The organism is Qipengyuania nanhaisediminis (genome assembly GCF_900115585.1).
Taxonomy (GTDB): Bacteria; Pseudomonadota; Alphaproteobacteria; order Sphingomonadales; family Sphingomonadaceae; genus Qipengyuania; species Qipengyuania nanhaisediminis.
Map to the genome: position 1 here is coordinate 1,009,297 of NZ_FOWZ01000001.1, position 23,524 is coordinate 1,032,820.

Annotated in this window: 20 protein-coding genes; 7 read left to right on the forward strand and 13 right to left on the reverse strand. The window is 62.9% G+C overall.

Annotation, left to right across the window (positions count from 1 at the left end; genetic code table 11):
- Window positions 1–10 precede the first annotated feature (10 nt).
- The gene (locus tag BM173_RS05105) at window positions 11–1,381 is read right to left on the reverse strand and encodes a hypothetical protein (protein WP_090477967.1); all 1,371 of its coding nucleotides are present in this window, start codon (window positions 1,379–1,381) and stop codon (window positions 11–13) included.
- Window positions 1,382–1,456: 75 nt separating this feature from the next.
- Complete coding sequence (locus BM173_RS05110) at window positions 1,457–1,756, reverse strand: PilZ domain-containing protein (protein ID WP_177201805.1); 300 nt, start codon at window positions 1,754–1,756, stop codon at window positions 1,457–1,459.
- Window positions 1,757–1,881: 125 nt separating this feature from the next.
- On the opposite strand from BM173_RS05110, the gene BM173_RS05115 reads away from it, so the two are divergent.
- Entirely contained in the window at window positions 1,882–2,901 is a 1,020-nt protein-coding gene (locus BM173_RS05115; protein WP_090477971.1) for a LacI family DNA-binding transcriptional regulator, read from the forward strand.
- An 85-nt stretch (window positions 2,902–2,986) separates the two neighbouring features.
- A complete protein-coding gene (locus tag BM173_RS05120) occupies window positions 2,987–6,316 on the forward strand; it encodes an amidohydrolase family protein (RefSeq protein WP_090477974.1) in 3,330 nt (1,109 codons plus the stop codon).
- A gap of 32 nt (window positions 6,317–6,348) precedes the next feature.
- Here BM173_RS05120 and BM173_RS05125 read toward each other — a convergent pair whose 3' ends face one another.
- The 8 genes from BM173_RS05125 to BM173_RS05160 form a co-directional block, all read right to left on the reverse strand.
- Window positions 6,349–7,695, reverse strand: a complete 1,347-nt coding sequence (locus tag BM173_RS05125; RefSeq protein ID WP_090477977.1) for a methyl-accepting chemotaxis protein — start codon at window positions 7,693–7,695, stop codon at window positions 6,349–6,351.
- A 106-nt stretch (window positions 7,696–7,801) separates the two neighbouring features.
- Complete coding sequence (locus BM173_RS05130) at window positions 7,802–9,340, reverse strand: putative bifunctional diguanylate cyclase/phosphodiesterase (protein WP_245755761.1); 1,539 nt, start codon at window positions 9,338–9,340, stop codon at window positions 7,802–7,804.
- 123 nt (window positions 9,341–9,463) lie between these two features.
- On the reverse strand, window positions 9,464–10,342 hold the full coding sequence (locus tag BM173_RS05135; RefSeq protein ID WP_090477980.1) for a CheR family methyltransferase: 879 nt from the start codon (window positions 10,340–10,342) through the stop codon (window positions 9,464–9,466).
- Entirely contained in the window at window positions 10,333–11,424 is a 1,092-nt protein-coding gene (gene cheB, locus BM173_RS05140; protein WP_245755762.1) for a chemotaxis-specific protein-glutamate methyltransferase CheB, read from the reverse strand. Before cheB ends, BM173_RS05135 begins: the two co-directional genes overlap by 10 nt.
- Window positions 11,425–11,439: 15 nt before the next feature.
- A complete protein-coding gene (locus BM173_RS05145) occupies window positions 11,440–11,805 on the reverse strand; it encodes a response regulator (RefSeq protein WP_090477983.1) in 366 nt (121 codons plus the stop codon).
- Between the two features lie 55 nt (window positions 11,806–11,860).
- Window positions 11,861–12,295, reverse strand: a complete 435-nt coding sequence (locus tag BM173_RS05150; protein ID WP_090477987.1) for a chemotaxis protein CheW — start codon at window positions 12,293–12,295, stop codon at window positions 11,861–11,863.
- Window positions 12,292–14,664, reverse strand: coding sequence for a chemotaxis protein CheA (locus BM173_RS05155; protein WP_090477990.1), 2,373 nt, complete (start codon window positions 14,662–14,664; stop codon window positions 12,292–12,294). The genes BM173_RS05150 and BM173_RS05155 overlap by 4 nt, the downstream gene beginning before the upstream one ends.
- Window positions 14,665–14,736: 72 nt before the next feature.
- Entirely contained in the window at window positions 14,737–16,080 is a 1,344-nt protein-coding gene (locus BM173_RS05160) for an MATE family efflux transporter (protein WP_090477993.1), read from the reverse strand.
- Window positions 16,081–16,202: 122 nt separating this feature from the next.
- On the opposite strand from BM173_RS05160, the gene BM173_RS05165 reads away from it, so the two are divergent.
- Genes BM173_RS05165 through BM173_RS05175 form a run of 3 tightly spaced genes read left to right on the forward strand, consistent with a single transcriptional unit; the run spans window position 16,203 to window position 17,764 of the window.
- The gene (locus tag BM173_RS05165) at window positions 16,203–16,967 is read left to right on the forward strand and encodes a class II aldolase/adducin family protein (RefSeq protein ID WP_090477996.1); all 765 of its coding nucleotides are present in this window, start codon (window positions 16,203–16,205) and stop codon (window positions 16,965–16,967) included.
- Window positions 16,967–17,179 carry a hypothetical protein gene (locus BM173_RS05170; RefSeq protein WP_090477999.1) on the forward strand — a complete coding sequence of 71 codons (213 nt, stop codon included), beginning with the start codon at window positions 16,967–16,969 and terminating at the stop codon, window positions 17,177–17,179. Before BM173_RS05165 ends, BM173_RS05170 begins: the two co-directional genes overlap by 1 nt.
- A 12-nt stretch (window positions 17,180–17,191) precedes the next feature.
- Window positions 17,192–17,764 (forward strand): (2Fe-2S)-binding protein, encoded by a 573-nt coding sequence (locus BM173_RS05175; RefSeq protein WP_090478002.1) that lies wholly within the window; start codon window positions 17,192–17,194, stop codon window positions 17,762–17,764.
- A gap of 193 nt (window positions 17,765–17,957) precedes the next feature.
- On the opposite strand, the gene BM173_RS05180 is transcribed toward BM173_RS05175, so the two are convergent.
- Window positions 17,958–20,072: a TonB-dependent receptor gene (locus BM173_RS05180; protein WP_090478005.1), complete on the reverse strand. Its 2,115-nt coding sequence runs from the start codon at window positions 20,070–20,072 to the stop codon at window positions 17,958–17,960.
- Window positions 20,073–20,244: 172 nt separating this feature from the next.
- Between BM173_RS05180 and arsC the strand changes: the two genes are divergently transcribed.
- The gene (gene arsC / locus BM173_RS05185; protein ID WP_090478008.1) at window positions 20,245–20,589 is read left to right on the forward strand and encodes an arsenate reductase (glutaredoxin); all 345 of its coding nucleotides are present in this window, start codon (window positions 20,245–20,247) and stop codon (window positions 20,587–20,589) included.
- On the opposite strand, the gene BM173_RS05190 is transcribed toward arsC, so the two are convergent.
- Window positions 20,586–21,935, reverse strand: a complete 1,350-nt coding sequence (locus BM173_RS05190) for an MFS transporter (protein ID WP_090478013.1) — start codon at window positions 21,933–21,935, stop codon at window positions 20,586–20,588. The genes arsC and BM173_RS05190 overlap by 4 nt on opposite strands.
- Window positions 21,936–22,032: 97 nt before the next feature.
- On the opposite strand from BM173_RS05190, the gene BM173_RS05195 reads away from it, so the two are divergent.
- Window positions 22,033–22,668, forward strand: a complete 636-nt coding sequence (locus BM173_RS05195; RefSeq protein ID WP_090478016.1) for a class I SAM-dependent methyltransferase — start codon at window positions 22,033–22,035, stop codon at window positions 22,666–22,668.
- On the opposite strand, the gene BM173_RS05200 is transcribed toward BM173_RS05195, so the two are convergent.
- Window positions 22,665–23,492 (reverse strand): glycerophosphoryl diester phosphodiesterase membrane domain-containing protein, encoded by an 828-nt coding sequence (locus BM173_RS05200; RefSeq protein WP_177201806.1) that lies wholly within the window; start codon window positions 23,490–23,492, stop codon window positions 22,665–22,667. The two genes, BM173_RS05195 and BM173_RS05200, sit on opposite strands and share 4 nt — an antisense overlap.
- Window positions 23,493–23,524 lie beyond the last annotated feature (32 nt).

The following is a 23,524-nucleotide window of genomic DNA, read 5'->3' on the forward strand; positions in this document are numbered from 1 at the left end:
GGCAAGGTGCTCAGCGACTTCTCCGCAATTCCCTCAAGGCCCAGGCAACATCGCCAATCCTATCGCGCGAGAACAGACTTGCGACAAATTCGCCCGCGCCAAGGTTGGACATCCGCAAGGCACCCCTGAAGGCAGGGAGGAGCTGGAACAGTTCGGCAAATACGATCGGCGCCAGGACCAATGGCAGGGCAAAGCCCCGGTCGGCGAGGCTCGCAGCCAGGATCAGGCCTGCCAGCGAGGCGATGAAATACCACGTGACCGTCGTGCTGTGACGATTGGCTGCTGCTATCATTGCAAAGGGAGCAGCGGCCAGTGCGCGCAGCCCGGCGGCAAGGAGGAGGACCGAGGCAACCTCCGGGTCGAATGGCGCCTGCGCGCGGGTGAAGATGCGCTGCGCCAGATCGCCGAAGACGAGCAGGGCGGCAGAGAAAGCAACCGCAATGCACGCCGCCAGAATGGTCACGACCGCCAGCAGGCGTCTCCTCGTTTCCAGGTCTTCCGGATCGAGGTGCGTGCTTTCGTAAAACTGCATGGAAAAGCTGAAGCTGGTGAACAGATCGAGCAGCCGGGTCAGTGTGCGGGTGGCGACGAAACCGGCCAGGAGGATCGCGCCGGACGATATGCCGATCACCATCACATAGCCCTGCAGGTTGAGGCCGTGCACGAGGGGCAGCAGCATCAGGGCAAGTGAAGGGAGCATCAGCGACCTCGTCGAACTCCCGAGCCTGCTCGATGGACCATGGAACATTGCGGGCGCCGTCCTGCGCGCCTGTGCCGCGATCCAGATTGCGGCGGCAATACGCGTTGCTGCCAGTGCCGTCGCAAGGGTTGCGATGTCGTCGGACAGGCTGACCGATACCGCGATGACCACGATCTCGGCCAGGATACTGGCGGAATTGAATGCGATGTGGTCGGCATAGCGACCGACCGCGCGAAAGGGTATTTCGAGCGCCGCGACCTGGCTGGTGGCCACGATATAGATCGCAAGAGCGAACAGTGTCTGCTTCAGCGTGTCCGGCGGCACTGACTGTAAAGCAGCGACGGCGTCCCCCGCATGCGCCACCGCAAGGGGGAAGAGCGCTGCCAAAACAAGGGTGGCCGCCGTAGCGATGATCCAGGATGACCGGAAGTGGGCCCTGGCCTGCGCCACGTCCCCTTTCTCATGCGCTGCCACTGCCGCCGTGCCGCCCGCACCGGAAAAGCCTGCCGAGACGAAACCGAAATAGGCGGGCAGGGCAAACAGCAGCAGCCAGGCGCCAACGCGCTCTGCCTCCCAGCTTGCAAAAAGGATCGGCAGGGTGAGGAATTGTGCTGCGATCCGTGTGGCAAGCGAGCCGAAGTTCGCGGCGGCCCCTCGCAAGATGCGTTGCCGGGCCTTCACGATAGATCGCCAGTCATGGTGCAGCCTCTGCGCGCGGCTAGGTCGCGCTGCAAAACCGCAGGGGGAAGGTGTCGCTCAGCCCTCGTCCTGGGACATGAAGGCGACGATATGGCCGAGCACGGCCTCATGAAGCGGCTGGTCGAACTCGGCGCCCACGAGACTGCCCTCGCGCCACCGGATATGGGCGTGCAGGGGGCCGATGTTGCCAAGTTTGAGCGATACCTCCGTGCCCACCTTGAGCACTGAAAACTTGTCGAAGAACCGGCAGCCGGTCTCTGAGACATCCTTGATCCAGACATCGCGAGAGCCCCCCTGACGCTCCCGATAGGCACCGGCAACGCGTACAAAATGTCGATCCTCGCGCCTTTTTTCCATTCGGCTCCTTCCGGATACGGACCTGTTCATCCCACGAGGCAGGAAATGGTGCAAGGGCAGGGCGGCTTTACTCGACGCGTCTTTCCACTAGCTATAGAGGGGCGCCGAGGGAGCGAACGAGAGGTATGACGACAAACAAGCCGCACCGTGTGACGTCGATCGATGTCGCGGAGAAAGCCGGTGTAAGCCAGTCGACGGTCAGCCGGGCCCTGTCGGGTTCGGAAACGATTACCGAAGCGACGCGCCGCAGGGTCGAACAGGCGGCCGCGGAATTGGGCTATCACGTCAACATGCGTGCTGCCGGCCTGCGCAAAGGCGAAACCGGCAGCATCGCCATCGTCGTGATCGGTCGCGAGGGTCAGGGTCCCGCGGCGATCAATCCGTTCTACTATAGCCTTCTTGGAAGCACCTGCGCTGCGGCTGCCGAGCGCGGGTACGAGGCGCTGGTATCGTTCCAGGCGCAGGAAGACGAGTTCTTCGGTCACTATGTCGCCCGGCGCCAGGCCGATGGCGTGGTCGTGATCGGTACGGCCACAAACGGACCGGCATGGGACTATTTCCGCAGCGTGGCGGACGAAAGTTCTTCCATCGCGTTCTGGGGCTCTCCCTTCGATGATGCGGTTTGGGTCCGTTCGGACAATATGGCCGGCGGATGCCTCGCCGTAGAACGGCTGGTCAAGGGCGGTGCGAAGGACATCGTCTTCGTCGGCGACCCCAATTCTTCGCAAAAGCAGTTCCGCGAACGGTTCGAGGGTTATCAGGCCGGAATGAAAGCGGCGGGCCTCGAAGCGCGACCGGCATTCGTTTCGGTCGGGTCGGATCGCGTTTCCCAAGGACGCAATGCGATTATCCGCCTGACCGAGAGCGGTACGGATTTCGACGGCCTGTTTTTCGCGTGTGATGCCATGGCACTTGGTGCGCTGGAGGAACTGGCCTTGCGCGATCTCAACGTGCCTGCCGATGTCGGTGTGGTCGGCTTCGATGGTCTCGGGTCGGGGGAGTTCAGCAATCCGCCATTGACCACTGTCGAGCCGGATTTTGCCGAGGCGGGCAGACTGCTCGTCGAAACCGCGCTGGCAGGCGAGGGAGAGCAAGGCGTCAGGCGCGTGCCGGTCAAGCTCGTCGAACGAGCGAGCGTTTCGTGAATTCAGGTCGTTCGTCGAACGTCCGTTTGCAAAGCGCATCGCCCACGGTCTAAGTCGCTCCCCTGTTCCCGGGAGAGAGACCGTTATGAAATCGAGTATTGCCTCCACCCTCGCGCTTGTCCTTTGCGCGACTGCCGCCCACGCGCAGGATTCCGAGCCGAGCCCCAATCCGGTCGAGGAGCAAGAGGTCGATGCCTCGCAGGACGCTTTGCCGCCGGACGGTAGCTGCGAGGTTGTGGATGCAGCGCCGGCTACCGTGCCGATTGCGGGTCAGGATACCGGTTCCGAAAAGTGGGACGTTATGGCGCCTGCAGGGACGGTGCTGAAGGAAGTACCCATTCGCACTGACGAGGGTACGTGGATCGATGTCGACGTCTCGCCCGATGGCCGGACGCTCGCATTTGCGCTGCTTGGCGATATCTACACAATGCCGACTACAGGCGGCACTCCGACCCGCATCGCAGAAGGCCTCGCATGGGAAGTACAGCCTCGCTTCTCTCCTGACGGCTCCCGGATTGCCTTCACCTCCGACCGCGGGGGCGGCGACAACATCTGGATCATGAACCGCGACGGTTCGGACAAACGTCAGGTCACGAAAGAGGACTTCCGCCTGATCAACCAGCCAAGCTGGTCACCCGACGGGCGCTACATCGTGGCGAAGAAACATTTCACCACGCAGCGCAGCTTGGGCACCGGTGAAATCTGGCTCTACTACGTCTCGGGCGGCGGCGGCGTCCAGCTGGTGAAGCGCGCCAGCGAGGCCCTGCAGAAAGAGCTGGGCGAACCGATCTACGCGCCTGACGGCAATGCGATCTACTACACCCGCAATGTCACTGGCGGACCAATCTTCGAATACGCGCAGGACAGCACGCAGGGCATCTTCAATGTCGAACGGTACGACATCGACACGGGCGAAGTGACGACTGCGGTCGGCGGGTTCGGCGGTTCGGTGCGTCCGACACCTTCACCCGATGGCAAGAGCATCGCTTTCGTCCGCCGCGACAAGGACCAGTCCCAGCTGTGGGTGAAGGACATCGCCAGCGGCCGCGAGCGGATGGTGTACGGCAAGCTCGATCTCGACATGCAGGAGACCTGGGCGGTCTACGGCGTCTATCCGATGATGGACTGGACGCCCGACAGCGCGTCCATCGTGACCTGGGCGGGCGGCAAGCTCTGGCGCGTCGCTGCCGACGGTTCGGGGGCGAGCGATATTCCCTTCCGCATCGACGATACGCGCGCCGTGGCCGCTGCGCCGCACCCCGTCATCGAGGTGGCACCCGATAGCTTCACCGCCAAGATCCCGCGTTTCGCCACCGTCTCGCCCGACGGGCGGACCATCGTCTTCGAGAGCCTTGGCAAGCTTTACACCAAGCCGGTGGGTGGCAACGCCGCCCCGCAGCGCCTGACGTCCGGCAATGAGGATACGCTGGAACTGTGGCCGACGTGGTCGCGCGACGGTTCGCGCATCGCCTTCGTGCGCTGGAGCGATGAAGGACTTGGCCAGATCGTCACCGTGGATTCCCGTGGTCGCGGCGAGCGCACCGTGACCCGCCAGCGCGGACACTACGCGGTGCCGCAATTCTCGCCGGACGGACGCACGATCGCCTTCGAGAAACGCGGCGGCGGGTATCTTACCTCGCCCGACTTCTCCGAAAACGAAGGGGTCTATGTGGTCGCTGCCGGTGGGGGTGATGCGCGACTAGTTACCCGCAATGGTTCGACGCCGCAGTTCGGTGACGACGACGACCGTCTCTTCATGCTCGCCAGCGCGGACGGCAAATTGCAGCTGATCTCCAGCGATCTCGATGGCGAAGCCCGGCGCGTCCACGCGCAGGGCGAGCTGGCCAATGATTTCCGGGTTAGCCCGCGCGGCGATTACGTGGCTTTCAGGCAGAACTACGAGGTCTTTGCCATGCCGCTACTTCCCGGCGGGCAGGCTGTGACAGTGGGCGAGAAGGCCAGTTCTCTTCCCGTCACCAAGGTGAGCACGGGCGGGGCGGATTATATCGGCTGGACCGAGAACGGCTCGACCCTGCACTGGTCGATGGGGCCGACGCTATACAGGGCCAGCACATCGGCGCTGACACCGGGCGCGCCGCAAGCCGAAGACGCACCCAAGTTCTCGCCGCCGGACACCGGTACGTCGATGGCGCGCACGATCGCGGCCGACAAGTCGAGCGGCCTAGTGGCCATCACCGGAGCGCGCGTGCACACCATGGCCGGCGATGGTGCCGGAACCATTGAGAACGCGACTATCCTCATCGACGGCGACCGTATTGCCGCGATTGGTCCTGCATCGCAGGTCAGCGTGCCGAACGGTGCCCGGCGTATCGACGCCAGCGGCAAGACCATCATTCCGGGGCTTGTCGATGCCCATGCGCACGGGCCGCAGGGGACGGGCGACCTTATCCCGCAGCAGAACTGGTCGCTGGTCCAGAACCTGGCCCTGGGGACGACCACGATCCACGATCCCTCGTCGTCGGCCAGCATGATCTTCGCTGCGGCAGAACGTCAGCAGGCCGGAACGCTGCTTGCCCCGCGCATCTTTTCGACCGGCGAGATCATCTACGGAGCCAAGGCGCCCAGCGTTTATGCGCGCGTCGACAGCTATGAGGATGCGCTCGCCCATGTCCGCCGGATCAAGGCACAGGGCGGTATGTCGGTGAAGAACTACAATCAGCCCCGCCGCGAACAGCGCCAGCAGGTTGCCGCCGCTGCGCGCGCGGAGAACATGCTGGTGGTGGCTGAAGGCGGTTCGCTGTTCGGCATGGACATGAACCTGATCGCAGACGGCAACTCCACGCTGGAGCATAATATTCCACTCGACGTGATGTACGAGGACGTGCTGCAGATGTTCGCGCAGTCAGACACGAATTACACGCCGACACTCACGGTCACTTACGGCGGTCTCGCCGGGGATCCCTATTGGCGCCAGGCAACCGATGTCTACGACAACCCCCTTCTGGTCCACACGCCGCCCAAGCTGTTGCTTGCCAGCACCGCACGTCGGACGAAGGCTCCGGAATGGGCTTTCGTGGATGACAATTCGGCGCGCGAAGCCCGAAAGCTGGCTCAGCGCGGGGTTAAGGTCAGCATCGGTGCTCACGGCCAGCAGCCCGGCATTGCCGCGCACTGGGAATTGTGGAGCTTCGCACGCGGCGGCATGAGCCCTGTGGAGGCACTGCGTGCCGGGACGATCGAACCGGCCCGGTCCCTGGGAATGGAGCGCGATGTCGGCAGCCTCGAAGTCGGCAAGCTCGCCGATCTGGTGGTCCTGACCGACGATCCCGCCGCAGATATCCGCAATTCGGACAATATCGACCAGGTCATGCTGGGCGGCCGTCTCTACGACGCGCGCACCATGAACGAGGTTGAAACTGGCAGCGCCAAGCGCATGCCATATTGGTGGGAGTGAGAAGGATCGCGGGGTAGCCCCGCGACCTGTCTTCAGCCTGCGCGGACGTTGACGAGGAAACTGTCGACGCGGCTGCGCAGGGTCGAGGCCTGACCTTCGAGATCGTTGGCCGAGGCGAGTACCTGGCTTGCCGAGGCCCCGGTCGCCAGATTGGTGTCGCGCATCGTACCGATGTGGGTCGCCACATCGTCCGTACCGCGAGCGGCGAGGTCGATGCTGCGGGCGAGGTCCTGACCGGCCACCGATTGCTGGTCGACTGCACTCGCGATGGAGATTGCAGTCGTCTCCAGCTGCTTGATCTGGTCGCCGATCGAACGCAGCGCATTCACGCTTGCTCCGGTGGAATTCTGCATGGTGCGGATTTGCTCGGCGACTTCCTCGGTCGCGCGGCTGGTCTGCGTGGCCAGTTCCTTGACCTCGCTTGCAACCACGGCGAACCCGCGGCCAGCTTCACCGCCACGCGCGGCCTCGATCGACGCATTGAGCGCGAGCAGGTTGGTGCGTTTCGCGATGGACTGGATCAGTTCCACGATCTGGCCGACCTGTTCGGCCGAAGAGGCGAGGGCGGAGATCGTCTGGTCAGCATCGCCTGCATCATCGGCAGCCTTGCGTGCCAATTCGGCAGAATGCGCCGCCTGGCGGCTGATTTCGCCGATCGACATGGCAAATTCGTCCGATGCAGCAGCGGCAGCCGTGACGCCGCTCGACGCCTGCTCCATTGCGCCGCTGACTTCCGACGCCTTGACCGCAGCCAGTTCGGCCGTGGCCGCCATTTCTTCGGCTGTACGGTGAAGCTGGCTGGAAGCAGCCGCGACGCCCGAGACGACTTCGCCGATTTCGTGTTCGAACGATCCCGCCAACTTCGCGATGTCGCGCTTGCGGCGTTCGGCGGCCTCCTTGCGGCCTGCGAACAGCTCGTCGAGCTTGTGACCCGACTTGAGGAATACTTCGAGGGACCTGGCAAGATCGCCGATTTCGTCCTGGCGTATAGTGCCGGTAATGGAGATATTGCGATCGCCCTTGGCGAGGGCATTCATTCCGATGGAGACCGCCTTCAGAGGACGGATCGTATCCAAGATCATGCGACGGGTCGCCAGATATCCCAGCACGAGGCAGATAACCGCGGCGAGGATGATCAACCCGCTCATGAAGGGCTGTGCGTCATCGCTGCTAAAGCCGATGTAGGCGAACACCGAGATCAGGAAAGTGCCGATCATGGGTGCAAGCACGGCGAGTTTCATCTTGTTCGCGAGGTTTTGCGAATTGAACCACCGCGCCAGCCAGTAGCGGTACTCTTCCACTTCCGGCGCCTCGTTCGAAAGGCTGACACTCGCGATCTCGTCGGACAGATCTTTGTCGAAATTGCTGATGGCGTTCATGGTTACCCCTCTGCGGAACATCTCGTGGTAACCAGACAGGCTTTAGATATGGTAAACGCGGATTTGGTCGCGCCGGTCTTTCTTCAAAACCGCGCGTTAAGCCTGGTCAGGCTGCGTTGGCCTTGCCGCCTTCGATCGCGGGAGCGGGTGCGATCGCAATCGGCCGATCGAGGTGCTGCTCGATTTCTTCGGCAGGCATGGCCTTGAAATAGAGCCAGCCCTGGATCTGGTCGCAACCTGCAGCGCGCACCATGTCGGCCTGTTCTTCGGTCTCCACGCCTTCGGCAGTGACGCCCATCTGCATGGCGCGGGCGACCGTGATGCTCGACAGCATCATGGCCCGGCTGGCATCGTCTTCGCCTGCCTGGACAACAAGGCTGCGATCCAGCTTGAGCTTTTCGAACCGGAACTGGCGCAGGAAACCGATCGAGGCATAGCCGGTGCCGAAATCGTCGAGCGCCACGCGCACGCCGAAGCCGCGGATGACGGCCAGGCTGCGTTCTGCCACGATCGGGTCGAGCACAAGGCAAGTCTCGGTAATCTCGAGCTCCAGGCGCTCCGGATCGAAGCCGGTTTCCTCAAGGATATGGCCGAGCTGGATCGGGAATTCGGGGTTGCGCAGCTGCGCAGCCGAAATGTTGACCGACAGAGTTATGTCCTCCCAGGCCAGGGCATCCTGACACGCCTTGCGAAGAACCCACAGGCCGATCGGATTGATGAGGCCCGATTCTTCGGCAACTGGAATGAAGATGTTCGGACCGACACGTTTGCCGTCCGGACGCTCCCAGCGCATCAGGCATTCTACCGCGACGACCTTGCGCGTCTGGCTGTCCACCAGCGGCTGGTAGTTGAGCCGGAATTCTTCGTTGGCGAGGGCGAAACGCAGCTCGTCGTCCAGTTCCTTGAGCTGTTCGCGGCTCTGGTCGAATGCTTCGGAGAACCAGGTGCAGCGCATTTTGCCGCCACGCTTGGAGGCGTACATGGCAACGTCGGCGCGGCGCAGCAGTTCGCTGGACGTAAGGCTGTCGCGCGGGATGCGGCGTACAAGGCCAATGCTGGCGCCAAGCGTCAGGCGCCGGTCTTCCACGGCAACCGGCTTAGCGAGGCGTTCGATGATACGGCGGCAGATGCCTTCGAGCAGCGTGCCGGCGAGATTGCCCGACATCATGATCGCATATTCGTCGCCGCCGAGACGATGAACCTGTGCATTGCCGTCGCAAACCTCTTCGAGGATGCGTCCCACTTCCTTGATCGCGGCATCGCCGACGAAATGGCCGTAGTGATCGTTGAGCAGCTTGAATCCGTCGAGATCGATCATCGCCAAGGCGACTTCCTGCTCGTTACGGATCTCGCGCTGGATGCCGAGGTGCAGTGCGCGTCGATTGGGCAGGAGCGTCAGGCTGTCGGTGTTGCTGAGGGTCTCAAGGTTCTTCATGTGGCGCGCGCCCATGAGCCCGAAGACCGCGGTCGCGACCGTATAGGCAGCGGTACCGGCGAGGAAGACCAGGGGGAGGTACTCGAGCGAGTTGTACATCGCCATCGTCGCGCCGACGGCGGTTGCACACACGATCCCGGCGAGCACCACCATCGGTGCGAACAGCAAGAATTGCGTGCGGTGACTGGTCTTGTCACTCAGCTTTACCACGCGGTTCGCCCCCTGAATAAGCGTTATCTTCAAATCAAGTCCACGAGACTTAGAGCGCAATGCCTAAGGAACGGTAAAACGGGTGTTTACCCTGCGAGGAAAACAGGTGGCCGAGCCGGGTTTTCAGCCGGTGGCAGCGGCAGGACGCAAGATGCTTTCGATGGACTTGCGCGTCGTCGCCTGCCCCATTTTCGGGGTGTAAAGTGCAGAGCCATGGCCCGAAGGTTCGAACCGATCCGTCTGGCCGACCACGGTCTCGCCTGCGCCCAACATCAGGAACCCGTCCGAGGTCAGCCCGCTGGCCAGCTTGTCGAAGGCCGACCTGCGCGTTTCCGGAGCGAAGTACAGCAAGACGTTGCGGCACAGCACCAAGTCGAATTTCCCCGGTTTGGGCGGGAAATCGAGAATGTTCTGGCGCTCGAAGCGGGTCATCGCCTTGATCTTGTCGCAGACCTTCCAGCCGCCCTGCGCTTCGCTGAAGAAGTTGAGCATCTGGGCTACGGAAATGCCGCGCTGGATCTCGAACTGCGAGTACAAGCCGCTTTGCGCCTGCTCGATGGCCTTGCCCGAGATGTCCGTGCCGACGATCTCGATCGTCCAGTCCTGCCACCGGCCTGCCTGCTCGGCGAACAGCATGGCGAGGCTCAGGACTTCCTGGCCGGTCGAACAGCCTGCCGACCAGATCGTCAGCTTGCGGCTGGAAGCACGCTTTTCCGCCAGTTCAGGCAGTACCGTGTTCGCCAGGGTGTTGAAGTAGACGTGATCGCGGAAGAAGTAGGTTTCGTTGTTCAAAAGCGCTTCGACGACCCGCGTCGCGAGCCGGTATTCTCCCGGTCGCTCGAGCATGCAGGCGAGCTGGTCGACATTCTCGATTCCGATTTCGCGGAACAGGCCGGAAAGGGCAGTGGATACGCGCCAGCGGCGGTTCTCGGTCAGTTGCTGCCCGGTCCGGGAGGCAAGAAGGTCGGCGATGATGCGATGGGAGGCATCGTCTATCGCCATGCTTGCGCTCCTGCCTTGTCGAGGATCGATTGCGCGAGTTCCTCGGGCGGGAGGCAGGCAGTAGCGAGGCCCATTTCCGTGACGGCGCGCGGCATGCCCCAGACGGCACAGCTCTGCGCATCCTGCGCGTAGATCGAGCCGCCAGCTTTCACGATGATCTCCGCCCCTTCGGTTCCGTCGCGGCCCATGCCGGACAGCAGCACACCCGTCACTTCGCCGTCGTATGCTTCGGCAAGGCTTTCGAACATCGGATCGACCGATGGGGTGCAGCCGCTCTTGACCGGATGATAGGCAAGACCAGTCTCATACCGTGTGCCCTTGCGACGCACGACCATGTGGCCGTGGCCGGGCGCGATGATCAGCTTATTCCGTTCGATCTGCACACCTTCGTCGGCAAGGATCGCTTCGCGTCCGGAAGCGACCTCCATTTGACGGGCGAACACCGGGATAAAGCTGCTCGGCAGATGCTGCGTAATCAGCACCGGCAGTGCGAAATCCTTGGGAAGCTTGCGCAGGAACAGGTTGAGGGCGTGGATCCCTCCGGTCGAAGCGCCGATGGCGATGACCTGCGGCTGCTTGCCTGCGCGCCGGGATACCGGCTTCTGGCGTGCGCGTTTAACAGCATCCGGGGACAAGCCCTTGAGGGCCCGGATCTTGTCCATCAACTGGTCGCGGTAGTCGTCGTCGAAGCCGCCCGGGCGCGGTTTCAGCATGGTGTCCGCAGCGCCCATGCGAAGTGCTTCGACCGTGTGCTCGGCACCCTCGGCCGTGAGAGAGGAGATGACCAGCACCTTGGTGGAGGGCGAAATCTCGAGCATCTTGGGCAGAGCTTCGAGGCCGCCCATGCCCGGCATCTCCAGGTCGAGCATGACCACGTCGACCGCCTGGGAGCGGAGTTCGTCCAGCCCCCGCTCGGCAGTGCTCGCGGTAGCGACGACGTTGAAGTCCGCTTCCTTGGCAAGCATGCGCGAGAATACGGTTCGCACGGTCAGCGAATCGTCGACGAGCATGATTTTCACGCGCTTGTCATCGACCTCGACGGCAGGTTTTTCGACGGTACTCTGGCGCAAAGCGGCGACCATTGGTGCTGCTCCCGATCAGGCCATGCCGACAAGCTGGAGCTTGATCTGCAGTGTTTCGTGATCGAACGGCTTCATGACGTATTCGTCGGCGCCGGCGCTGATCGCTTCGCGGATGTGAGCGACATCATTTTCCGTGGTGCAGAAGACGACTTTCGGCTTGTCGCCACCCTCGCGCTGACGCAGCTGGGTGATGAATTCGATGCCGGTCATCACGGGCATGTTCCAGTCGAGCAGGATGACATCGGGCATGCTTTCGGCACACTTGTCGAGGCCTTCCTTGCCGTTCTCGGCTTCTTCCACGGAGAATTCCAGCGACTCCAGAATATGGCGCGAAACCTTCCGGATCACCCGTGAATCGTCGACGATGAGGCAGCTTTTCATGTTTACGTCCCTTGAGTTTCGAGCTGCATCAAAAACACAGTCGGTAACCAATCGCTTAAGCAGCGAGCGCGGGTGGTCCCGCTATGATCTTTTCGATATCGACCAGCACGACCGGACCGTTCTCGGTCTCCACCATGCCGAGGCCGGCACGCTGCCAGCCGTCGCCGAGCCCACCCGGAATTGCGACCAGATCGCTTTCGGCTTGGGATACGTCTTGCGCGGAATCGACCAGCAGCGCGTAGAGATGCCCATCGATCTCGACCACGGCGGCACGGCGGTCGGGAGAGGAGCATGGCTCGTCGAAACCCAGCGCCAGCGCGCAGTCGACCACTGTCAGTGCCTGGCTGCGCAAGGGGGTCAGCCCGCAAATGAAATCGGGCGTGCCGGGGATCGGGGTAATGGAGTCTATTTCCAGCACAGTCTGCACCCGCAATGCCGGGATCGCCGCGTTGCGCCCCGCGATGGTGCACATCAATAACAGGTCGTTCATGCTGCCCTCCCGGTGCGCACACGCTTGAGTTCTGCCAGCAGGCCTTCGCGGTCGTAGCGATAGATCGACCCGTCGCCTGCATCTTCGGGATCGGGGCGCAGGCGGATGGTTTCCCGTGCCTGCCCTGCGTCGACGACATCCCCGGCCATGTGGATGGCGAGATCCGCTTCATCATCGCCCTCGGCGGCAATGCGGTATCCCGCCGCCTCGACAAGGGGTTCGAGAATGGTGCGAGCCCAGTCGTTGTCCCGTGGAATCCGGCAGGTGAGCGGATGGGCGATGGGCCTGGGTGTCGCGTAATGGAAAAACAGCGTGTGACCATCGATGAGCGGCACTGGCTTGCCCTCGATCAAGGTGACGCCCTCGATCGTCGGATCGTCGCCCGAGACGACCAGGTCTCCGGTCATCTCTGCTGCATCGAGCACTTCGGAGACCGCATAGACGACCTCGCTTTCGCCATCGCTCAGGCGAAGCAGGCGGCAGCGCCCTTCGGGCAGCGATCCATGCTCAAGACCGGCGAGCGGCAGAATCCGTCCGTTAATGACCGCTTGCGCGCGGGTGCCGTCGATGTCGAAGGCCTCGCTCGATACGGTATCGATGCGTCGCACAAGCTCGAGCCTGACCGCGCGGCGGCGGCCATCGAGTCCGGCAAACAGCATGAGTGGAACCGCCGTCTTTACCTGCTTGTCGGAGGTTTCTTCCACCAAGGCAGGCTTGGAGCGCATTTCGCCGACCAGTCCGCGCATTTGCGCAATGCTGGGCAAGTCGATCAGCATCATGGGGGTGCCGTCGTCGAGAAGCGTCGTGCCGGCATAGAGCTTGGTCTGCATGATCGCTGGAGCGATCGGCTTTACCACCACGTCCTCGTGGTCGTGTACGCGGTCTACGGCGAGAGCGAAGACGTCGTCGCTAGCGAGGCGAACGAGCACGAGGGTCTTGGTCTCCCACTCGCATCGCTCGTTGTCTTCGGTGCCGAGTACATCGGCGAGCGAAAGGCAGGGCACGCGGCGGCCGCGGAATGTAATCAGCCGGCGGGCACCGGCCTGTGCGAACTCAACGCTGTTGGCGCTGCCGAAAACGATCTCTTCGATGTAATTGCGCGGGATCGCGTAATTCTGACCGCCGCTGGAAACGGTCAGCGTCGCGATGATCGAAAGCGTCAGGGGCAGGTGGAGGTGAAAGCTCGTGCCTTCGCCAGGCTTGCTTGAAACCGTGATGGACCCACCCACGCGCTCCAGGTTCGCGCGGACGACATCCATGCCGACGCCGCGTCCCGATACGGCGCTGACCTCATCGGCAGTGGAAAGGCCCGGCTCGAAGATGAGCTGGTGCTTCTGTGCCTGGGACATGCTGTCGATCTCGGCCTGGGAATATATCCCTGCCGCCACAGCTTTCTGGCTCAGGCGCCCGGTGTCGATCCCGCCGCCATCATCGGTAATGATCAGGCTGATCTGGTTGCCCGATTGGCGCGCTGCGAAACGAAGCAGGCCGATTTCGCGCTTGCCCTTCTTCAGTCGCTCCGCCGGTGTTTCCACGCCGTGGTCGATGGCGTTACGGATGATGTGGGTTAGCGGATCGCGGATCATCTCGATCATCTCGCGGTCGAGCTCGACCTCGCCGCCCTCGAAATCGACCATGACCTGCTTGCCGAGCTCGCTGGACAGGTCGCGGACGAGGCGGGGGAGGGAGGTAAACAGGTGTTCGAGGCGCTGCATGCGCATCCGGGTGATCGACGTGCGCACATCGGCAAGGATGGCGGAGAGGCGCTCGAAAGGGCCATCGATCGTCGGCTGTTCACCGGCTTCGCGCAGGCGGCGGGCAAGGTCGTTGCGCGCCAGCACCATGTCGGAAACGCCCTTCATGACTTCGTCCAGCAAATCTACCGGCAGGCGGATCGAACGCTGTACCGCATTGCGCTTGGCAGCGACTGGGGCCGCGCCGTCCTCTTCATCCGCAGCCGGCGCAACGGGGGTGACATCGCTCTGCACCTCGATAGCGGCGTCCGCTTCGAGAGCCGCAATCAGCGCCGCATCGTTCTGGTCCTCGACCAGCTCTTCGCCAGCCTCGATCAGGTCCGCAAGGTTGCCGATCCGGTCGATGATGGCGAGCACGGCGGTGACCAGCGCCGGGTCGGCTTCACGGCGGCCGGCCCTGCATTCGGCAAGGGCATCCTCGGCTGCATGGCTCAGTTTTTCCAGCAGGGGAAAATCGAAAAAGCCGCAATTACCCTTGACGGTATGCACGAAACGGAAGATCGTATCGATGCGCGCCCTGTCGGACGGATCGGCTTCCCACGCGACGAGTTCCGTCCCGCTCTGCTCGAGCATTTCGCGTGTTTCTGCGATGAATTCGGCCAGCAACTCATCCATGACGTCAACGGATCCCCTGATATTCCGCAGACGCTATGGACGATGATGGTTAACGTTTGGTTGGGATTGCCCTCAAGTCTCGGGGCCGCTCCTCAGGACACGCCAGACGATCAGGGATGCGAGGATGCCTCCAGCGATGTTGGCGACCAGTTCCGCGCCGTAGATGGCTTCGGCGCCAAGCGCGGAACGCAGCAGCCAGCCGAAAGGCAGCATGACGAGGAAGACGCGTGCTGCGCTCTGCGTCAGGGCAAGCCCGGCGCGGTCCACGGCGTTGAGCGCGCCGTTGGCGACGATCAGCAGGCCGAAGCCGGCATATCCCCAGACCGCGATTTCCAGATAGCTTTCAAATTCGGCGACCACGGCAGGATCGTCGGTAAAGAATTGCGCGAACCAGCCGCCCGTGAAGTAGAGCAGGATCGCCGTCGCCAGTCCGTATACTACGCAGAAACCTGCGGAATAGAGCATCGCGGCGCGGGAGCGGTCCGGGTGCCGCGCACCCCAGTTCTGCCCGACGATCGCGCCGATGGATCCCGAAAGGGCGAGCAGGGGTACGGTGGCAAAGCTCTGCAGCCTGCCTGCGGCACCGAAGCCTGCAACCGCGGCCTCGCCCTGGCTGGCGAGCAGGGCCGTAAGGACCGAAAGGCCGATCGGGTTGATGGCATTGGAAAAGGCAGCGGGTCCGGCAACGCTGATGATCGCGCGGCTGCTCTCCCCGACATTGCAGCGCCGGATCGAAGCCGGATTGATATGCAGTTGCGCGCTTTTGATCAGGTAGAGCGCGACGAGGATCGCGATCGCGAACCCGGCGATAGAGGCGTAGGCGGCCCCTGCTATGCCGAAACCGGCAAATCCGAAGGCCCCGGTGATCAGGATCGGGTCGAGGATCCAGTTGGCGACCGAGTAGGTAATCGAAACGTAGCTCGTCTTGCGCGCTTCACCCTGTCCGCGCAGCACTCCATTGAGGCCCATCTGGAGCAGCAAAACCGGCAGCCCCAGCGAATAGGGCTGCATGTAAGCACGGATTAGCGGCAACAGCGCATCGCTCGCCTGCATCAGCCGGAAAAGCGGGTCCAGCAGCAGAAACAGCGCCAACCCCATCACCACGCCCACGACGAGTGCGAAGATCGCGCCGAAATTGGCGCGCCGTTCCGCCCGCTCGACATCGCCTTCGCCCAGCGCGCGGGCGATCACGGAATTGATCCCGACCATCACCCCGACGCCGAGGCTGGAGAGCGCGATGGTGATCGGGAAGATAAAGCTGACCGCGGCGAGTTCCTGCGATCCCAGCTGGCCGATGAAATAGGCATCGATGAGGCCGACCGACATGATCGCCGCCACCCCGATGATCATCGGCGCCGTCTGCCCGACGAGATGGCCCACAATACTTCCGCGCGTCAGTTTGGCCGTCTCGCTCATTACCGGGCAGCGCTAGCGGGGCCGGACGCGCAAGGGAAGCGCTCAATTGCGCAGCATAGCTTGCTCCCGAGGTGCCCTCCATGCGATAGAGGTTGCAATAAGAGACCCAAGGAGAGCACGCCATGGCCACGCAGATGAAGCCCAAGTTCGAATACAGCGAAGCGGAATGGAAAGTCCGGCAGGATCTGGCGGCCTGCTATCGCATCTTCGACCACCTCGGCTGGGGCGAGAGCATCTACAACCACATCTCCGTTGCCGTGCCGGGTGAGAATGACACGTTCCTCATCAATCCCTTCGGCCTGCTCTACGATGAAGTGACCGCCTCGAACCTCGTCAAGATCGATGTCGAGGGCAACAATGTCGGCCAGTCGCAATACATGGTGAACAAGGCGGGCTTCACCCAGCACGCCCACTTCCACAAGCACCTCGGCGAGAAAGCTACGGCGATCTGCCATGTCCACACCACGGCGACGATGGCGGTGTGCAGCCACAAGGACGGGCTGGTTCCGACCAATTTCTACGCCTGCAATTTCCAGGGCCAGATCGGGTATCACGACTTCGAGGGCGTGACCGTGCGCGCCGAAGAGGGTGACCGCCTGGTCGAGAACCTCGGCAACCACTCGATCCTGATGCTGCGCAACCATGGCCCGGTGGTGATGGACAAGACCATTCCCGGGATGTTCGTGAAGATGTGGGCGCTCCAGCGTGCCTGTGAAATTCAGGTCGCGACCCTTTCGCAGGGCGAGGCCAACGTGATCTCGCAAGAGGTCGTCGACGTGCACCAGCGCGACCTTGCCGTCATGGCCAGCCAGGGCGGTGCAGGCGTCCTCGATTTCGAGGCATGGAAGCGGCGCGTGTCCAAGATCGACGACAGCTGGCAGAGCTGATGGCGGCAGGAAAGACCTGCCCGAAGTGCGACGGGCGGATGGAAGAGGGGGTCACGGTCGATCGCGGCCATGGCGAAAACCACGTGCCCGGCTGGCACAAGGGCGCCCCGGACAAGAGATGGTGGGGGCTGAAGGTCGACAAGAAGAGCCTGCTCGCTATTGAGAGCTGGCGCTGCAATCGTTGCGGCTATCTCGAACAATACGCCCGATAGGTCCCGCCACCCATGTCACGCATGACTGTGAACGACCGTCCGGTCGAATTCCTGATGGACGACGATACGCCCCTCTTGTGGGCCTTGCGTGACGCCGCCAACCTCACCGGCACCAAATACGGATGCGGCACGGGTGATTGCGGATCGTGCATGGTCCATATCGACGGCGAACCGCTGCGATCGTGCCTGGTGACCATCGGCGAAGCGGAGGGACGCTTCGTCACCACCATCGAGGGGCTGAGCGGCGACCGCTCGCACCCCGTGCAGCAGGCACTGGTGGCGGAGCAGGCAATCCAGTGCGGGTTCTGCACGCCGGGCATCGTCATGGCGGCGGCTGCCCTCATCAACCGCAATCCCGGCGCGTCGGAAGCCGACATCAAGGCGGCGGTGCCAAACCTATGCCGCTGCGGCGTCTATCCCCGACTGGTGAGTGCCATCCAGCGAGCGGGGCGCGTTGCGCGGAGGCAGGAACGGATCAGCGCGGCACCTGCGCCGGGCATCAGCAGCGAGGACGCTGCGCGCGAAGTGCCTGCGCTTGCCGCACCCCCGGAAGAAAACGGGCGAGCAGAGCCTGAAAACAGGTGACAAAGGCGACACCGTGTCGCCTTTGCGCGGTGATCTCAAAATATTGAAATAGAACGGAAAAGCCTGCGTTTCCCTGCCCCGGGACAGGGTGACACCTCGTTCCGCAAACGCTTGATCGACCACGAGAAAGAGCGACTTTCACTCTGCGCGATAGTGCGCGTGTAGGAAAGTCGCTCTCTCTGCAGCCAGTGCCCTAGATCTCGAAGCGGACGCCGATGCGTGCGCTGAAGGGATCGGCCGGCTGGATGTTGTTGTTGCCGTGCGCGCTCGGATAATAATCCTCGTCGAGCAGGTTCTCGATGTTGAGCTGCACGCTCAGCCTGTCGCTAACGGTGTAATACGCAGCGGCATCGACGCGCCAGTAGCTGGGCAGGACCACCGTATTGGAGAAGCTTGCGAACTGGTCCGACTGGTGGATTACGCCGAAGCCGAAGCCCAGCTGCTCGGTCACGTCGAAGCGGTTCCATGCACTGATCGAGTGCTTGGGCAATTGCTGCAGGCGCTGGCCGGCATCGCCGAAAGCATTGTCGTTCTGCAATTCGCCGTCGAGATAGGTGTAACCGAGATTGGCTTTCCAGAAATCGGCAATCTCGCCGACCGCGCTGAATTCGAAGCCTTCGATGCGGCTCTCGCCAGCAAGGACGGTCAGCGTCGGATCGGTGGGCGAGGGAGCCTGGATGTTGGTCCGCTCGAGACGGAAGATCGCTGCGCTCAGGAGGACCTTGTCGAGCGGCGCCCACTTTGCGCCGAGTTCGTAATTGGTGAACTTCTCCGGCTCGAACTGGGCATCACCCTGCGACAGGATGAAGAACTGGTCGCCGGCCTGCGGCAGGAAACTTTCCGAATAGGACGCATAGAGCGACAGGTCCGGCGTCGGCTTCACGATCAGGCCGAGGCGCGGGCTGAACTTCTCGTCGACACGGTCGCCGGGTTGTCCATTCAGCACGTTCACGGTTTCGAGGTCGAAGCGGTCCCAGCGAACGCCTGCCACCAGTTCGAGATACTGGCCGATTTCGAGCTGTTCCTGGATGTAGAAGGAAAGCGTTTCGAGATTGCTGTCGCGCGAGCGGGACACGGGGTTGAGCTGGAACGGCGGAATGAACAGGACATCGGTCAGCGGCGTCTCGTTCGGCTGCAGCGCGTCGGGATCGCTCGCATCCACCGCGCGGGTGAAGGAAACCGTCTGGCGCTGGTTGGCCGAATCCTGGCGGCCCGCCTCCATGCCGAAGAGCAGGGTGGAGGACAGGTTGTCGCCGAAGTCCGCTTCCCAGACGAGGTTCGCCTGGCCGATCCAGTTGGTGCGCTGCTGCGCATCCAGATAGCCGCCAAGCGTCACGGTCTCGCCATCGGTGCCCGAGGGAACGATGTTGGAATAGACCTTGTCGTAATCGGCGAACTGGACGGTGGCATTGGCAGTAAGGCCGCTGTTGAAATCGTGTTCGAGGCGGACGCGGCCGATATGCACGTCGACTTCAGAGCGGTTGAACCCGGCATCGCCGAAGAAGGTGCTGTCGAAACCGGTCAACGGACGATTGTCGAGCGAGGGTACGCCGCGGTCGGTGACGCGCTCGTCATTGTCGTAGGTGTAGCTGGCGATCAGCGTCGTGTCCGCGCCGAGGGCTGCGGTGACTGTCGGCGATACGCCGATGAAGCGACCGTTGTAGAAGTCGCGATCGTTGTCGAATTCCTCGTAGGTCGCGTTGATGCGCAGCGCGACGTCGTTGGACACGGCCTGGTTCACGTCGGCAAGCAGGGCGAACGCACCGAAGGTATCGACGGAAGCTTCGCCGCTGGTGAAGGCATCGCCCAGTTCTGCGCGCTTGGCCACGCGGTTGATCGCACCGCCGCCTGCGCCGCGACCGAAGATCAGCGCATTGGCGCCCTTCAGCACCTCGACGCGGTCGATATTGTAGAGCGAGCGGTAATACTGTGCGTCGTCGCGCAGCCCGTCGATGTAGAAGTCCGCAGTGGTTTCCTGGCCGCGGATGAACACTTCGTCGCGGTGGCCTTCGCCGGTTTCCATGCTGATGCCCGGGACATAGCGCAGCGCATCGTTCAGCTGGCGGATCGACTGGTCTTCCAGCTGGTCTTCGGTGATGAAGGAAACCGCCTGCGGCACGTCGATCAGCGGCGTGGGCGTCTTGGTTGCCGTGGATCCGTCGGCATTGTCATAGCCGTCATCACGATCGCCCGTGACGACGATGTCGGTGGGCAGGTAATCGCGTTCGGGCTGCGCCTCTTCCGCTGCAAATGCCGGGGTGGCGAGTGCTGTGGTCGCGGCAAGCAGGGCCAGGGTGGTCGGTTTCATGCAAAGCTTTCTGTTCTTGCGAGTGATTCTCAATTTCTGGAGGCACTGCTATTGCGACCTATTCGCATTAGCAACCGCTAATCGCGGAATTGGCGATGAAAAAATCGCAAGCGTGCCTTTCACTGATCGCAACAGACGATTAGATGCAGCGCCAACACATCAGGAGATCCCCATGAAAGCGACCATCTGGCACAACCCGAAATGCGGAACCTCGCGCAAGACGCTGGCGATCCTGGAGAACCTGTCCGGGGTCGATGTGGAGGTGATCGAATATCTCAAGACGCCGCCCAGCGCCGACAAGCTTGCACAGCTTTACAAGGATGCAGGCATCTCTCCCGCCGAAGGCCTGCGCAAGCGCGGCACCGATGCGGAAGAGCGCGGCCTGCCGGACGCTTCTGACGAAGCAGTGCTGGAAGCGATGGCGGCAGAGCCGATCCTGATCGAACGACCGCTGGTGGAAACGGACAAGGGCGTTCGCCTTTGCCGCCCGCAGGACAAGGTCCTCGAAATTCTCTAGATGCGCTCGCGTGTCAGCTTGCTGTCGCGCTGCAGGCTGAACCAGCCGTAGATAAAGACGATCGCGCACAGCGCGACGATCAGGCCGAAGCCGAGCCAATCGGAATGGCCATAGAGCCATACGCCGAGCGCGGGCGCATAAATGTAGCTGGCACCGGCTACCGAGGCGGTCACGCCGCCCGCCTGGCCCTGCTCTGCGCGGGTTACGGCGAGTGATGTGCCCGAGGTCGATCCCGGCCTGAACAGCCCGAAGCCGAGCGAGGCGATGGCAAAGCTGAGCGCGATCGAGTGGATGTCGTCGGCAACGCCCAGCATGGCCACGCCGAAGCCTGCGACCGCAATGCCCGACAGCGTTGCCCCGCGCGGGCCGAGGTTGAGGCGCGGGATTAGGCCCCATTGTGCGAGCAGGGTGGCGATGGCGCCGGCCATCAGGACAAGGCCGACCGGCCCCGTGCCTTCCGCCGGCGTGTCCCTGAGGCCGAGCCGGTCGAGCACGAGGAAGCCCGCAATGCCGAGCACCATCGCTTGTGCGTGTCCGCCAAGGAGGCCCACGGTCACCCACGGGCGCAGGCGCGGTTCGAACCAGCGCAATTTGTGCGGCTCGACCTCTTCTTCGTCCTCATCCTCCTCGAGATCCGCCGAATGCGAAGCGCCTGCATAGGGCGCGTCATAGGCGCTGCCCCTCGCCGGGAACTGGGGCTCGTCATTCGGAAGCCTCAGCCGCAGCGCCATGAGCGTGATCACCCCGATCAGCGCGAAGATGATGAAAGGCCCGGTCAGCCCCACGAAGGGCAGGACCATCAGCGGGGCCAGGGCAGGGCCGATGACCGTGCCCAGCCCGAAGCTGGAGGCAATCAGCGACAGCGCCTGTGTCCGCTCTGCGCGCGGCGTGCGGCTGGCGACATAGGCCTGCACGGCCGGAGGGGCCGCGCTGCCGAACCCGCCGTAGAGGCTGCGCGCGGCGGCAAAGGCCATGAGCGCTGCCGTCCCGCTCAACAGGCCGATCAGGCCGAACCACAGGGCCAGCCCGCATAGCGCCATCGACACGATGAACCCGATCATGCCCAGCGCCATCATGGCCTTGCGGCCCCGGCGGTCCGATCGATCCGCCCAGAACGGCGCGCACACGACCCACAGGAGGGCCGACCAGCTGTAGGCAAGGCTGATCCACACGTCGTCGATCTCGAGCGCCGTGCCGATCGAGGGCATGACCGACTGCATTGCAGTGTTGCCCGCCGCCGTCGTCAGCATAACGGCAAACAGCAGTGCCATCCGCTCGCGCGAGATCGGCTTTTGCGCCTTGGCGGCAGGTGACGTCACGGCGTCGGAAAGATCGGCATCAGCCATAAGCCATGCGGGCTACGCCGAGCCGCTCTCCCTTGCAATGGCCAAGCGCGCCTGCCACAGCAAGTGCTTGTCTTTTCGATGTGAGGAGGGGCCGGACTTGACCGGACCAAACAGTGTCGGAGCGCTCGAAAGGCGTTCGTTCAAACAGAAAGCTTCCCGGTTTTTCGGCCAGTGGGGCGTCTTCTTCAGGGGGTTCGTGGAGCATCCGAAGATGGTCGGCTCGATCATCCCGTCCTCGCGTTTCACCATCGATAAGATGCTTGCCCCGGTAAAATGGGACGAGTGCAAGCTCTTCGTCGAATACGGTCCGGGCGTGGGGACGTTCTGTCAGGCCGTGCTCGACCGGTTGCCGCGCGACGGGTCGCTGATCGTGATCGACACCAACCCGCTCTATATCGACTATCTGCGCAAGCACTTCGTGGACAGCCGCTTCACCGCGGTCCACGGATCGGCCTCCGATGTCGAAGAGATCGTCAAGGCGCACGGGCACGATCACGCCGACTACGTTCTGTCTGGCCTGCCGTTTTCGACCCTGCCTGCGGGCGTAGGCCCCGCGATTGCAGAGGCGACCTACCGCGTCATCCGTCCCGGCGGAGCATTTCTGGTCTACCAGTTCTCCGCCAAGGCGCGCGACTACATGGCGCCCCATTTCGAGCGGATCGAGCGCGGGTTCGAGGCGCTCAACGTGCTTCCCTGCCAGCTGTTCTGGGGCTGGAAAGAACCGAAGAACTAGGCTTCGAGGCTGTCGTCCGCTACCGAGAGACGCGATAGCTGGGCATGGATGGCGGCAAAGATGCTGACCATGAATACCGACGATAGCGCATCGACGACGCCCGCGAAGAGAGCCGTGCCGAAGCTGACCGTTTCCGGCCCACCGAACGAGAAGACCAGGCCGACGACCCAGCCTGCGATCAGGAACAGGATGAAGGCTGCAACCGCCAGCAGCAGGTAGAAGCCCAGCAGGCGAAACGAATTGCCCTTCGTCAGCTTCCATGACCGGCGCAGGGCAGCAACGGGATTGCGCTCTCCCTCGAGGCCGATCACCGCCGTTGTCAGCGAGAACTTGATCATCAGGTAGATGACCAGCGGGATCATCACCAGCGCTCCGACCACGGCGATCGGTGCAAGGCCTGCAAATGCCGGCAATGCCACGAGCAGTACGTAGGGACCCATAAGCGCCAGGATCTGCAGGATATAGGCACCGACGAAACTTGGCAGCAGGCCCGCAGCCGTGCCGAGTGCTTCCCCGACCGTTGGCGACGCGCGGCGGCGCATGAAGGCGAACATCGCCAATTGGGCAATGCTGGTCAGCAGGAAGACGACAAGGAACAGCCACCAGTATTCGGCGATCAGTGTCTGCATGGCCGCTTGCAGCTGGTCCATGTCGGGCTGCGCCGAATTGCCGCCGGCGATCTGCAGGCTCGCATCGGGGAACAGGATCGCGGCGAATGCGGACGGCAGGAAGATCAGGACACCCGCGATCGTCGCCAGCAGCCCGAAATTGCTGCGGATCATGGCAAGCGCCTCGCTCCAGCCCTTGTCGAAGTCGAATTTCATCGCGTTACCCTCTCTTTCCCACTTGATAAGCG